Annotated in this window: 14 protein-coding genes, 1 tRNA gene and 1 pseudogene; 4 read left to right on the forward strand and 12 right to left on the reverse strand. The window is 59.8% G+C overall.

The annotated features are described in order from the left end of the window. Nucleotides 1-108 precede the first annotated feature (108 nt). The 9 genes and pseudogenes from CLU91_RS17715 to petA form a co-directional block, all read right to left on the reverse strand. Nucleotides 109-1,455, reverse strand: a complete 1,347-nt coding sequence (locus CLU91_RS17715) for a type II toxin-antitoxin system HipA family toxin (RefSeq protein WP_100875216.1) — start codon at nt 1,453-1,455, stop codon at nt 109-111. 2 nt (nt 1,456-1,457) lie between these two features. Further along, nucleotides 1,458-1,721 (reverse strand): helix-turn-helix domain-containing protein, encoded by a 264-nt coding sequence (locus tag CLU91_RS17720; RefSeq protein WP_100875217.1) that lies wholly within the window; start codon nt 1,719-1,721, stop codon nt 1,458-1,460. Between the two features lie 175 nt (nt 1,722-1,896). Continuing rightward, nucleotides 1,897-2,022, reverse strand: a pseudogene (locus tag CLU91_RS17725) (transposase); the annotation flags it as partial. A gap of 426 nt (nt 2,023-2,448) precedes the next feature. Continuing rightward, nucleotides 2,449-2,524, reverse strand: a tRNA-Thr gene (locus CLU91_RS17735). Between the two features lie 26 nt (nt 2,525-2,550). After that, complete coding sequence (locus CLU91_RS17740) at nt 2,551-3,063, reverse strand: ClpXP protease specificity-enhancing factor (protein ID WP_100875218.1); 513 nt, start codon at nt 3,061-3,063, stop codon at nt 2,551-2,553. A 120-nt stretch (nt 3,064-3,183) separates the two neighbouring features. Next, nucleotides 3,184-3,795 carry a glutathione S-transferase N-terminal domain-containing protein gene (locus CLU91_RS17745; protein ID WP_010394154.1) on the reverse strand — a complete coding sequence of 204 codons (612 nt, stop codon included), beginning with the start codon at nt 3,793-3,795 and terminating at the stop codon, nt 3,184-3,186. Between the two features lie 120 nt (nt 3,796-3,915). Beyond that, nucleotides 3,916-4,680: a cytochrome c1 gene (locus CLU91_RS17750; protein WP_070223750.1), complete on the reverse strand. Its 765-nt coding sequence runs from the start codon at nt 4,678-4,680 to the stop codon at nt 3,916-3,918. A 36-nt stretch (nt 4,681-4,716) separates the two neighbouring features. Then, a complete protein-coding gene (locus CLU91_RS17755) occupies nt 4,717-6,129 on the reverse strand; it encodes a cytochrome b (protein WP_100875219.1) in 1,413 nt (470 codons plus the stop codon). 2 nt (nt 6,130-6,131) lie between these two features. Continuing rightward, a complete protein-coding gene (gene petA, locus CLU91_RS17760; RefSeq protein ID WP_099761011.1) occupies nt 6,132-6,740 on the reverse strand; it encodes a ubiquinol-cytochrome c reductase iron-sulfur subunit in 609 nt (202 codons plus the stop codon). A gap of 411 nt (nt 6,741-7,151) precedes the next feature. On the opposite strand from petA, the gene mscL reads away from it, so the two are divergent. The 4 genes from mscL to CLU91_RS17780 are packed head-to-tail and all read left to right on the forward strand — an operon-like array spanning nt 7,152 to nt 9,872. Continuing rightward, on the forward strand, nt 7,152-7,601 hold the full coding sequence (gene mscL, locus CLU91_RS17765) for a large conductance mechanosensitive channel protein MscL (RefSeq protein WP_100875220.1): 450 nt from the start codon (nt 7,152-7,154) through the stop codon (nt 7,599-7,601). A gap of 39 nt (nt 7,602-7,640) precedes the next feature. Continuing rightward, nucleotides 7,641-8,798, forward strand: coding sequence for a Do family serine endopeptidase (locus CLU91_RS17770; RefSeq protein WP_100875221.1), 1,158 nt, complete (start codon nt 7,641-7,643; stop codon nt 8,796-8,798). A gap of 21 nt (nt 8,799-8,819) precedes the next feature. Next, entirely contained in the window at nt 8,820-9,512 is a 693-nt protein-coding gene (locus CLU91_RS17775; protein WP_100875222.1) for a DUF2461 domain-containing protein, read from the forward strand. Between the two features lie 15 nt (nt 9,513-9,527). Next, nucleotides 9,528-9,872 carry a hypothetical protein gene (locus CLU91_RS17780; RefSeq protein ID WP_232730788.1) on the forward strand — a complete coding sequence of 115 codons (345 nt, stop codon included), beginning with the start codon at nt 9,528-9,530 and terminating at the stop codon, nt 9,870-9,872. A gap of 13 nt (nt 9,873-9,885) precedes the next feature. Here CLU91_RS17780 and CLU91_RS17785 read toward each other — a convergent pair whose 3' ends face one another. The 3 genes from CLU91_RS17785 to secB all read right to left on the reverse strand — a co-directional run bounded on the left by CLU91_RS17785 (nt 9,886) and on the right by secB (nt 11,996). After that, nucleotides 9,886-10,938: an NAD(P)H-dependent glycerol-3-phosphate dehydrogenase gene (locus CLU91_RS17785; protein ID WP_100875223.1), complete on the reverse strand. Its 1,053-nt coding sequence runs from the start codon at nt 10,936-10,938 to the stop codon at nt 9,886-9,888. A gap of 36 nt (nt 10,939-10,974) precedes the next feature. After that, complete coding sequence (locus CLU91_RS17790) at nt 10,975-11,436, reverse strand: SH3 domain-containing protein (protein WP_100875224.1); 462 nt, start codon at nt 11,434-11,436, stop codon at nt 10,975-10,977. An 83-nt stretch (nt 11,437-11,519) separates the two neighbouring features. After that, complete coding sequence (gene secB / locus CLU91_RS17795; protein ID WP_076565035.1) at nt 11,520-11,996, reverse strand: protein-export chaperone SecB; 477 nt, start codon at nt 11,994-11,996, stop codon at nt 11,520-11,522. Nucleotides 11,997-12,048 lie beyond the last annotated feature (52 nt).

Genomic DNA, 12,048 nt, shown 5'->3' on the forward strand with positions numbered 1-12,048 from the left:
ATAGCTGGCGAGAGAGGCTGCTGATTTTCCTCATGTTTAACCGGGGTAAAAATACTGGCCATTTTCGTGTTAGTGCCCGTTGCGGCCTTGCTATCCGCGAGGCACTGGTCAGGCTGGCGGCATCCGTTGAAGGGCGGCCCCGGCATCAAGCAGGCCGCCCAGAATGTTGTCGGCCACCTTTTCCGAAAACCCCACAGGCAGTTCGCCGCGGACCTTGTCTACGATGGCGGGTGTGCGGGCAATGAAATCGAGCAGGAGCGGTTCGGCGTGCGCGCCATAGCCGACCGCTTTTGCAGTGCTGTTGAAGTGTCGCCGCTGTATGCCATGCGCGAGGTAATGCCGGTTGCTTCCGAGTAGCGCCATCGCCATCTTGAGTTTGCGTTCGGCCCACTGGTTGGGGCCAGGGCCGATCCCAGGATAGCCGGACATCACATCATAGATGGGCGTCAGCTTGAACCGGCCGGCGCCCGCCAGTAGCTGGATACTGAAGTTCTTGGCGTGGCCATCGGGGGCGCGCAGCATCCAGAACAGAAGTTGAGAGGCCATCAGCGTGTGCATGTCGGCAGCGCTCTGCTGCGATTGCTGCAGCAGGGTAAACATCTGTTTTAACCCCGGCCCACCGTCATTTTCGTATTTCAGCAGCGGTGATGTTCCCGTCGCCTGGCAAAAATCCTCTTGAACCAGCCGGAACAGCTGCTTGCCATCGGCTGATCGCACGCGGTCAAAACGCTCGACGACGAGCACCCGTTGCGCGCCGAAGGTCGCAATCTGGGCATTTGCCGTGGGCAGCCCGTACTCCTTGAACAGCCGCAGGCATAGCCACTCGTTATCGACCGACGTGGTGAAGTCGGCTTTTTTCCCGCCTACCATCCCGATCGGGAGCTTGAAGATGTGCGTTGTGGGCGTCGCGCCACGCGGCTTCATCCATTTCCCATCCCACCACAAGAAAGCATCTTTCTCTTGCGCGCCAGCGAGCGAAATGCGGAAATCATCGTCGGCATCATCTGTGGCGCCGTGCCGCTCCGAGCTGACCACCTCGAGCAGGTGCCGCTCGATGTCTTCCTCGTCAAGTGCGATGCCATCGACCTGGGCCAGTCCTTCCGGTTTGCCGCCTTCGGGCAGCAGCTGCAAGGCGCCGACGCAGTCCCGGCCGATAGCCGCGAGCAGGTCGAACGGTTTGAGAGAGCCTGTCTTGAACCGGGTCGCAACGCGTTTGCGAATGATGTCACTGTCCGGCAGCAAGCCCTCAAAGTAGTTGGCAACACTGGCACCCTTGAGTGGTTCATTGCGTAGATTGAACGGCAGCGACAGCGAGATCGGGCGCCCCAGCCTTGAGCTTTGCCAGGACGCATCGTACTGGAGTTCGGAGTCGCCGTTGGCCTTGACCGTCCAGCGTCCTACATAGTCGCCATTTGCCCAAAGATGGAGCGTCTGGCTGTGTGAGCGGCGGCCCATGATTACCACTCGGCCGAATCGCTTGTGGCGGACGTATCGCGCTCGCCCAACTGCAGCTCCAGCTCGAGTGCGGAGCACCAGCTGAGTAACTGCTTGACACTGATTTCGTCAGGATGACTCTCCAGGTAGGAGATGCGGTTCTGGCTCAAGCCGACACGCGTGCCTACAGTCGCCTGAGTGATCTTGTGCCGTTTGCGGGTCGATGCGAGCAACTGGCCGAGCTGCGACGCCGTGAGGAGACGGTGAGTGGTGGGCGAGAAGGACATGTGTGGTATCCGTTATTCAGATATATTGATATTATCTGGAATGCAGATAAAGGCAAGGTATCTGAATAACGGATGTGTCAGAAATAGCTGAGGGACAGATAAAGCGGGGAAGAGATAACGAACAGTTGGCCGGAAGATGCTGCAGATTCTCTTCGTGTTTCACCGAGGTAGGTGTCCACGCATAGATGCTGTGGATGCTGACGCCAAGCCTTTCAGCGACCTCGGCTGCCGGGTGCCCGCGATCAACAACCTGCTTGACCGCAACGACTTTAAATTCTTCGGTATACCGCTTCCCGCTCATGATTTCTCCTTTGCCTAAATTAAGGCTCAGGAGTGTCTACAATGGTCGTGGCGATTCAGTACAACACCAGATGGCAGGTTCTCAATCTTGGCAGGGCTTCACGCCGCTTGACCTCGAGCGGCGGACACATGTCGACACTGCATGTGCTGCTTACCACCTGGGAGAAAACCGCAGACATTGCGGGTATGGGCGTCCGCCGAAAATGGGCCTCTGCGGCCGGTTCGGGTGAACGGCCGGCTGGCCTGGCCGGTAGAGGCTATCCGGCGCATTCTTGGTGCTTGAGAGAAGGGTGTCGCACCTGTGCATGGTGCGACAGGCAGCTGGTTGGTCCGGCTTGATTGATCAAGCCGGGTTACACATGGGTTACATGGCATCCAGAAAGCAAAAAGCCCAATCCTGAGGATTGGGCTAAGTGCTTGAATTTATTGGTGCCGACTGCCGGTTTCGAACTGGCCACCTGATGATTACAAATCAACTGCTCTACCAAATGAGCTAAGTCGGCAAAAACTGCGCGTTGCGAATTATACGCTATTTAATGCGTGTCAGGGTCGGGCGGCCGCCTTTTTTTGGTGGCTCGTCGTCGCCTTGTGTGGCGTTGTCGCGTTGTTCGGGGGAGCTGGTCGGCACGGACGACAGGGTCGGGGCGCTGGAGACCGGGGCCAGCGCGGGCGGCGGCACGTCGGCGGAGGCCGGGCTGTCGGTCGGCTGCGCGTCGGGGTCATCGTTGCCCAGCACCGGCTCGAAGGCCATGCCCTGGCCGTTTTCGTTGGCGTAGATGGCCATCACGTTGTCAACCGGTACGTAGATTTCGCGCGAGACGCCGCCAAAGCGGGCGTGGAAGCGGACGGCGTCGTTGTCCATCTTCAGGCCGCTGGTGGCGCCGAAGCTGATGTTGAGCACGATCTCGCCCTTTTTCACGTATTCCATCGGTACCGTGGTGCGCGAATCGACTTTGACCGCGAGATAAGGCGTGTAGCCGCTGTCGGTGCACCACTCGTAGATGGCGCGCAGCATATAAGGTTTGGTTGAGATTTCAGACATGGTAGGCACTGTGAGGCGGGAGCGCCCCCCATCAAGCATGAGGCGGGCGCACCGGTAATTCAAAAGACTGGCTGCTGACGCAAGATATTCCCGGCAGGCGCTGCCTGCCGGGAATATCTTTTAGCGGCGCATCACTTTCTCGGATGGCGTCAGTGCTTCGATATAGGCTGGACGCGAGAAGATGCGTTCGGCGTATTTCATCAGCGGTGCGGCCGTCTTCGACAGTTCGATGCCGTAGTGGTCCAGGCGCCACAGCAGCGGCGCAACAGCCACGTCGAGCATCGAGAATTCGTCGCCCAGCATGTACTTGTTTTTCAGGAACAGTGGCGCCAGGGTCGTCAGGCGGTCGCGGATTTCCGCGCGTGCCTTGTCGTGGGCCTTGTCGTTGCTCTTGGCGCGTTCGCTTTCCAGCACGTGCACGTGCACGAACAGTTCTTTTTCGAAATTGAACAGCATCAGGCGTGCGCGGGCACGCATCAGCGGATCGGCCGGCATCAGTTGCGGATGCGGGAAGCGCTCATCGATGTACTCGTTGATGATGTTCGATTCATACAGGATCAGTTCGCGCTCGACCAGGATAGGCACCTGGCCGTACGGGTTCATGGTCGAAATATCTTCCGGCTTGTTGAACAGGTCGACGTCGCGCACTTCGAAGTCCATGCCTTTTTCAAACAGGACCAGGCGGCAGCGTTGCGAAAATGGGCAGGTTGTACCCGAATAGAGAACCATCATTTTTTATAGTTCCTTAGAAACAAAGGGGGTGAAGCCGCGAACGGCTCACCCCAGGTCGCTTGTCCACTCATGCGGACAACGCAGAAACAGGCATAAACCGGCCTAAGGCCGGCGCCTCACTTATTTGACTTCCTTCCAGAACGACGCGTTAAGGCGCCATGCCAGCAGAGCAAATACCGACAGGAACAGCAGCACCCACACGCCCAGGCGCTTGCGTGTTTGCTGTGCCGGTTCGGCCATCCACTCCATGTAGCCGACCAGGTCGGCTACCGCATTGTCATACTCGATCTTGTTCAACGTACCTGGCTTGACCTGCTCGAAGCCGGTAAATTTGTGGATCTTCTTGCCAGCTTCGTGCGGATCATTCTCTTCCACGAACTTGGCAGTCTGGACACCTTGCAATTCCCATAATACATGCGGCATGGCAACATTCGGCACGACCATGTTGTTCCAGCCGGTCGGACGAGTGTCGTCTTTATAGAACGTACGCAGGTAAGTATACAGGTAGTCGCCGCCTGTGCCAGCGGAAGATGATTTCGCGCGCGAAATTACCGACAAATCCGGCGGTACGACGCCAAAGAAGGCCTTGGCGTCCTGTGGTGCCAGGCTAGTCGTCATCAAGTCGCCGACTTTATCGCCGGAGAACAACAGGTTCTGCTTGATCTGGTCTTCCGTCAAGCCCAGGTCGCGCAGGCGGTTGTAGCGCATCGACACGGCGGCGTGGCAATTCAAGCAATAATTGACGAACAATTTGGCGCCATGTTGCAGCGCCGCCATGTTGGTCTGGCGGTCAGGAGCCTTGTCCAGCGGAAAGCCGCCTTCGCTGGCGAGAGCCATGGCGGGCACGAGGGCCAGGATGGCGAGCAGTTTTTTTGCAATCTTCATATGATGTATGTCCTTTGAGCGTGGCGTGAGAGCGGCTTAGTGCGGGTGAAACGTCACACGCGACGGCACGGTCTTGAACTTGCCCATGGCACTCCACCATGGCATCAGCAGGAAGAAGCTGAAGTAAATCAGGGTGCACACTTGCGACACGATGGTTTTCGCATCCGTTGGCGCCTGGGTGCCGAGGTAGCCCAGCACCAGGAACGACAGGCCGAAGATGGCGTACACATATTTGTGCCAGGTCGGACGGTAGCGGATCGATTTCACGGGCGAATGATCGAGCCATGGCAGGAAGGCCAGGATCACGACGGAACCGCCGAAGAACACCACGCCCCAGAATTTCGCGTCCAGCACCTGCGGCAGCATGCCGATGATGGCGACGATGGCGATGCCGGCAACGATGGACTTGACCGTCGTCGACAGGCGCGACTTGAGCCAGATGAATACCACGTAGGCCGCCACGGCGCCCATCAGCACGTACATGAAGTCGGCCGTGGTGGCGCGCAGTACCGAGTAGAACGGCGTGAAGTACCAGGTTGGCGCGATGTGCAGCGGGGTTTTCAGCGAATCGCCTGGCAGGAAGTTGTTGTATTCCAGGAAGTAGCCGCCCATTTCCGGCGCGAAGAACACGACGGCGCTGAAAATGACGAGGAAGATCGAGACGCCGAACAAGTCATGCACGGTGTAGTACGGATGCGATGGAATCGAATCGAGCGGGTGGCCATCGGCGCCCAGGTTTTCCTTCACTTCGATGCCGTCCGGGTTGCTGGAGCCGACTTCATGCAGGGCGATCAAGTGCGCAGCAACCAGGCCCAGCAGGACCAGCGGGATGGCGATCACGTGGAAGGCGAAGAAGCGGTTCAGGGTCGCGTCGGAAACAACGTAGTCGCCGCGGATCCACAACGACAGGTCAGGGCCGATGAACGGGATGGCGCCAAACAGGTTGACGATCACTTGGGCGCCCCAGTACGACATCTGGCCCCATGGCAGCAGGTAACCGAAGAACGCTTCGGCCATCAGGCACAGGAAGATGGCGAAACCGAACAGCCAGATCAGTTCACGTGGCTTGCGGTACGAGCCGTACAGCAGGGCGCGCGTCATGTGCAGGTAGACGATGATGAAGAAGGCCGAGGCGCCCGTCGAGTGCATGTAGCGCACCAGCCAGCCCCACGGTACTTCGCGCATGATGTACTCGACGGAATTGAAGGCCAGGGCCGCATCCGGTTTGTAGTGCATGGTCAGGAAGATGCCGGTGACGATCTGCAAGACCAGCACCAGCATGGCCAGCGAGCCGAAGATGTACCAGAAATTGAAGTTTTTCGGGGCGTAGTACTTGCCCCATTGGTCGTTCCACAGCTTGGTCAGGGGAAAGCGGTCATCGACCCAGCCCAGCGCTTTTTCGGCGACGGGCGCGTCTGCCGGGAATTTCGTTTCTTTAAAAGCAGCCATGATCAAGCCTCGCCTTTCTCGTCTTTACCTATCAGCAATTTGGTGTCGCTCAGGTACATATGGCGCGGCACTTGCAGGTTGTCCGGCGCCGGCTTGTTCTTGAACACGCGGCCTGCCATGTCGAAAGTGGAGCCGTGGCAAGGGCACAGGAAGCCGCCTTCCCAGTCATCGGGCAGCGACGGTTGCGGGCCGGGGGCAAATTTCGAGGAAGGAGAGCAGCCCAGATGGGTGCAGATGCCGACGGCGACGAGAATTTCAGGCTTGATCGAGCGCGCTTCGTTCATGCAGTAGTCAGGCGTGAATTCGGCGGGGTTGCGTTGCGAATTGGCATCGGCGACTTTGCCATCGGTCTTTTTCAGCGACGCGATCATTTCCGGCGTGCGCTTGAGGATCCAGACCGGCTTGCCGCGCCATTCGACGGTGCGCATTTCGCCGGGTTGCAAGGTGGTGATGTCTACTTCGACCGGCGCGCCAGCCGCTTTCGCGCGCTCCGACGGCTGGAAGGTGCTTACCAAGGCTCCCGCGGTTGCCAATCCAACTACACTGCCCGCCGCGCACGTGGCGACGAGCAAGCCGCGACGGCCTGAATCGACCTGCTTTTCGTTACTCATGCAAACCCCAATCAGTCAAAATGCGAATCTTTATTATGAGTGGCAGCCGCGAAAAACCCGTCGCCGAAGCTCTTTCCCACTGATTGCCGCAACCCGCGTCTTTGCGCGGTAAAGTGGCAACATCCCTGCGGAACTTCGGACTATGGCGCAGCCCATGCCAGTTTCTTGTTGATTATCCGGAAGTGAAAATCCACTTCTGGCAACCGCAAATTATAAGTGAAGCAAACAACGAATAGAACAAAAACGTTGCTTGTACCATAATTTATATACTTTTGCAGGAGGTGGCTAGTTCTTTCGAACTAGATGCACCCGGCTGTGCACGAATTGGTCTCGCCGACAACCACAAGTTGGTGGCACTGGGAATCAATAGTATGATCGGCATGTTTTTATATCTATCAGAAGGAGAAATTCATGGCAATGATGAAGGAATTTAAAGAATTTGCAATGAAAGGCAACGTCGTCGATCTGGCGGTCGGTGTCATCATCGGCGGCGCCTTCGGCAAGATTGTCGATTCCCTGGTGCAAGACGTGATCATGCCGCCCATCGGCCGCATTTTCGGCGGCCTCGATTTCGCCAATTACTACCTGCCCCTGAACGGTCAAGCGACGACGATGACCCTGGTGGAAGCGAAAAAGGCGGGCGCCGTGCTGGCCTATGGTAACTTTTTGACCATTTTGCTCAACTTTATCATCCTTGCCTTCATCATCTTCCAGATGGTACGCCTGATGAACAAGGCCCGCCGCAGCGAACCGGTCGCGCCGGCACCGGCACCGGCCACGCCGGAAGACATCGTGCTGCTGCGTGAAATCCGCGACTCCCTGCAGCAGAACGCACGCAACGGCGGCGATCTGGCAAAATAAGCCGTTCCGGCACCGGCCGGCTGACCTGGGCAGAAAACTATGCGACGATTCTGGTTATTGTTTGCGCAAACCGTGACGATCGCGTTGGCGCTGTATTTTGTGTACGGCGCACTGCGCCCGGCCAGCCGGGTACAGCAGCTGGGCTCTCCCGCCAAGCCGGTGCCCGTGGTGGAAACGGCGTCCAGCAGCCTGGCGCCCGGTTCCTACCGCGACGCGGCGGCGCGCGCCATGCCCGCCGTCGTCAACATCCTCACCCTGCAAGTGCCCAAGCGCGGCGCCCATCCGCTGGCGCGCGATCCTTTCTTTAAACGTTTCTTCGGCGACCGCGATCCGGACGACGGCGACGACGACTTGAAAAACAGCCTTGGCTCCGGTGTCATCGTCAGCCATGAAGGCTATGTGCTGACCAACAACCATGTGGTCGAAGGCGCCGACGAAATCGAAGTGGTGCTCACCGATGGCCGCAAGGCGCCCGCCAAGGTGGTGGGCCTGGACCCGGAAACGGACCTGGCCGTCATCAAGATCAACCTCGACAAGTTGCCCGTCATCGTGCTGGGCCAGTCGGAACAGGCGCGCGTGGGCGACGTGGTGCTAGCCATCGGCAACCCGTTCGGCGTGGGCCAGACGGTAACCATGGGCATCATCTCCGCCCTGGGCCGCAACAACCTGCACATCAACAGTTTTGAAAACTTCATCCAGACGGATGCGGCCATCAACTTCGGCAACTCGGGCGGCGCCCTGGTCGATACGCGCGGCAATCTGATCGGCATCAATACGGCGATTTACTCGCAAAGCGGCGGCTCCGTCGGCATCGGCTTCGCCATTCCCGTCTCGACGGCCAAGACGGTGATGGAAGCCATCATCAAGGATGGCCACGTGGTGCGCGGCTGGATCGGCGTGGAAACACAGGACATCACGCCCGAGCTGGCGCAAAGTTTCGGCCTGCAGCGTACCAGCGGCGCCATCATCGCCGGCGTGGTGCGCAACGGCCCGGCCGACAAGGCGGGTATCGTGCCCGGCGACATCCTGCTGACGGTGCAAGGCAAGCCCGTGGGCGACACGACGGAAATGCTGAACCTCATCGCGCAACTGCCGCCCGGCGAAAAAGCTAAAATGACGGTGCTGCGCAAGAATCGCGAAGCGGCACTCGACGTGATGGTGGGCAAGCGCCCCATCCCGAAAGAGCTTTCCAAATAGTTGCTTATCGGAATTTGACACATGCATGTGCGTGATTTGACCCAATTTTTACGTGAACTGAGCGACAACAACAACCGTCCCTGGTTTGTGATGAACAAGCCCCGCTACGACATCCTGCGCGAGGAATTCCTGGCGCTGGTCACCAGTCTGATCGGCGAGCTCGGCAAGTTCGACCCGGCCGTGAAATACTGCAATCCGAAGAAGGCCATGTTCCGCATCAACCGCGACGTGCGTTTCGCGCACGACAAAAGCCCGTATAAAACGCGTTTTTCGGCCGCCATCGCGCCGAACGACATGCGCCGCCCCAGTAAGGCGGGCGGTCCCACGTATTATCTGCAGATCGATGGCCAAGGGAATTTACTGTTCGGCGCCGGCGAATACATGCCGCCACCTGGCCGCTTGAAGGCGCTGCGCGAGCATATGCTCAACGATGCGCCAGGTTTTTCCAAAGTGCTGAAAAATAAGCGCTTGAAGGCCCGTTTCGGCACCATCCAGAACGAGGGCAAGCTGCAGCGCCCGCCCAAGGGGTTTGACGCGGACGCCGAACATATCGAATTCATCAAGCTCAAAAGCTTTTTTGTCTGGACCGAAGTGCCGCTGCCCGTTAACGAACCGGAAAAACTGCTGCCGACCCTGGCGCAAGGCTTGCAGGATGCGTGGCCGCTGGTCGAGTGGATGCGCGGCGCGAAAGAGCCGGAGGAAGTCCCCGAGTAATGACTGAAGGAGCACATGATGGCGCTGGAGCACGCGAGTTCAGGACAGGTGATCGAGGTGCTGCGCAGGGACGGCGGCGACCTGTCGCAGTTTTCCGCCATTGCGCTGGCCAAAACGGATGAACTGGAATTGATCCGCATGTGCATGCCCAAGGGCAAGACCATGCCCGAGCATCATGTGCTCGGCGAGATCACCTTGCTGTGCCTGCAAGGGCAGGTGGCGGTGGAGGCGCATGGCGGCGTGCAGGTGCTGGGACCGGGTCAGATGCTGTACCTGCTCGGCGGCCAGGCGCACGCCCTGGAAGCGCGCGAAGACAGTTTATTATTGCTCACCATACTCATGCACAAGGCGGGGCGCTAGTTTTCCGGGTGCTTCAAGCTGCCTCGGCGCGCGGATCGCGCGACAGCAGCTGCTGCACCATCACGTGCGGTACATCGCCATCGAACAGCACGCCGGCCACGGCATTCGTGATCGGCATGTCGACGCCCATGCGGCGCGCCAGTTCGCGCACGGCCTTGGCGCAGGGCACGCCTTCGGCCACGTGACCGAGTTCGGCCACGATGGTCTCCAGCGCCTTGCCTTGCGCCAGGCCCAGGCCGACTCTGCGGTTGCGCGACAGGTCGCCCGTGCACGTCAGAATCAAGTCGCCCATGCCCGTCAGTCCCATGAACGTTTCCGTCTGGCCACCGAGGGCCGTGCCCAGGCGTGTGATTTCCGCCAGGCCACGTGTGATCAGCGCGGCGCGCGCATTCAAGCCCAAACCCAGGCCGTCGGCCACGCCGGTGGCAATGGCCAGCACGTTTTTCACGGCGCCGCCCACTTCCACACCTACCAGGTCGTCGCTCGCATACACGCGGATGGTGCCGCCATGCAAGGCCGAGACGACGGCGCTGCGCAAGGCGGCACTGTGCGAGGCGATGGTCAGCGCGCACGGCAAGCCGCGCGCCACTTCCTGCGCGAACGAAGGACCGGACAGGGCGCCGCCGGGGACCGTGTCGCCCAGCACTTCCTGCACGATCTGGTGCGGCAGCAAGCCCGTGCCGCCTTCAAAGCCTTTGCACAGCCACACCAGGTTGGCGATGGCCTTGTTTTTCAACTGATCTTTCAACTGGTGCAGCATGGGCCGCAAGCCCGCCACGGGACAGGCGGCGATCAAGAGGCCGTGTTCGCCAGCGGCGTGCGCGACGGCGGCGTCGAAATCGGCACTGATGCGCAGTTGCGGCGGCAATGGGAAACCGGGCAAATAGCTGTTTTCGCCGCTGGCGGCCATGGCGGCCATGGCCTCGCCGTTGCGGCCCCACAGCAGCACGTCGTGGCGGCCGGCCAGGGCCATGGCCACGGCCGTGCCCCAGGCGCCGGCGCCCAGCACGGTGATCTTGCGGGCGGCGGGAATGCTATCGGGAGTGACTTCAGGAGAAACTTGCATGCAACCTCAACGGGGCAGGGGAAACGGACGCGGTGCTTACAGGCCCCACACTTCGCTGGTCTTGACGTAGCCGCTCTGGCCATCCTTGTGGCGCACCTTGACCCAGCCGGAGCTCGGCTGCTCGCTCATTTCCAGCAGCACGCCCTTGTCGACGAGGAGGATGGCGGAGGCGGTGTCATCGGGGCTGGCGCGAACCTTGAGGTTCGCGGCGCGCGCCACGACGTTGCGCTTGGCCGACAGGCCCTTGGCTTCGGTCCAGGCCATTTCGCCGCTGGCGTCGCGTACCTTGACCCATTCGCCGTAGCTGAGCACGACTTCCAGCGGCATGCCGCGTGGCGCCACGTACAGCTTGCCGCCCTTGGCGGACGGCGCGTCGTACAGGATCACGGGGGCGGCGCCCACCGTTTTGAAATCGACGGCGTGACTGGCGGCGGTGGCCAGCAGCAGCACGGTGCCGGCGATCCAGCGGAACTTGCTCAAGAGCGCACTTTTCAACATGATATTTTTGAACCTTAACGAAACACGGCGGCCAGGCCGCCGTGTCAGGCCAGCCTTGACGGCCGGCGGGTCTTGCCTGAAGCTTAGTGCGTCGTCGCGTCGCCTGCTGGTGCAGCGGCGGCAGCGTCAGCAATAGCTTGCAGACGTTGTTGGTAGAACACTTCGAAGTTGATCTCGGCCAGGTGCACTGGCGGGAAGCCGGCACGGGTGATCACGTCGGCGATGTTGGCGCGCAGGTAAGGGTAGATGATGTTCGGGCAGCCGATTCCCAGCAGCGGATCGAGTTGATCGGCAGGAATGTTGCGTGCTTCGAAAATACCGGCTTGCTTGCCTTCAACCAGGAAAGCGACTTTTTCGCCGACTTTGGCGGTGACGGTGATGGTCACGGTGGCTTCGAAGATGCCGTCGGCCAGAGGCGCAGCGCCCACGTCCAGTGCCACTTCGATGGCTGGCGCTTCTTGTTCCAGGAAAATAGCTGGGGAATTTGGTTGTTCCAGCGACATGTCTTTCAGGTAGACGCGTTGGATTTGGAAGACTGGTTGCAGATTTTCGTCAGACATGGAACGCTTTCGTTGTAAGGGACAAGAACGGCACACCGTTCAAATATGGTGC

Origin of the sequence: Janthinobacterium sp. 64, assembly GCF_002813325.1 — a bacterium.
GTDB lineage: Bacteria > Pseudomonadota > Gammaproteobacteria > Burkholderiales > Burkholderiaceae_D > Janthinobacterium.

Coding starts and splice junctions, on each gene's coding strand:
- CLU91_RS17770 (WP_100875221.1), top strand. CDS start 7,641: ATGCGACGATTCTGGTTATTGTTTGCGCAAACCGTGACGATCGCGTTG.
- CLU91_RS17790 (WP_100875224.1), bottom strand. CDS start 11,436: ATGTTGAAAAGTGCGCTCTTGAGCAAGTTCCGCTGGATCGCCGGCACC.
- CLU91_RS17745 (WP_010394154.1), bottom strand. CDS start 3,795: ATGATGGTTCTCTATTCGGGTACAACCTGCCCATTTTCGCAACGCTGC.
- petA (WP_099761011.1), bottom strand. CDS start 6,740: ATGAGTAACGAAAAGCAGGTCGATTCAGGCCGTCGCGGCTTGCTCGTC.
- CLU91_RS17785 (WP_100875223.1), bottom strand. CDS start 10,938: ATGCAAGTTTCTCCTGAAGTCACTCCCGATAGCATTCCCGCCGCCCGC.
- CLU91_RS17775 (WP_100875222.1), top strand. CDS start 8,820: ATGCATGTGCGTGATTTGACCCAATTTTTACGTGAACTGAGCGACAAC.
- CLU91_RS17740 (WP_100875218.1), bottom strand. CDS start 3,063: ATGTCTGAAATCTCAACCAAACCTTATATGCTGCGCGCCATCTACGAG.
- CLU91_RS17780 (WP_232730788.1), top strand. CDS start 9,528: ATGATGGCGCTGGAGCACGCGAGTTCAGGACAGGTGATCGAGGTGCTG.
- CLU91_RS17750 (WP_070223750.1), bottom strand. CDS start 4,680: ATGAAGATTGCAAAAAAACTGCTCGCCATCCTGGCCCTCGTGCCCGCC.
- CLU91_RS17755 (WP_100875219.1), bottom strand. CDS start 6,129: ATGGCTGCTTTTAAAGAAACGAAATTCCCGGCAGACGCGCCCGTCGCC.
- secB (WP_076565035.1), bottom strand. CDS start 11,996: ATGTCTGACGAAAATCTGCAACCAGTCTTCCAAATCCAACGCGTCTAC.
- CLU91_RS17720 (WP_100875217.1), bottom strand. CDS start 1,721: ATGTCCTTCTCGCCCACCACTCACCGTCTCCTCACGGCGTCGCAGCTC.
- CLU91_RS17715 (WP_100875216.1), bottom strand. CDS start 1,455: ATGGGCCGCCGCTCACACAGCCAGACGCTCCATCTTTGGGCAAATGGC.
- mscL (WP_100875220.1), top strand. CDS start 7,152: ATGGCAATGATGAAGGAATTTAAAGAATTTGCAATGAAAGGCAACGTC.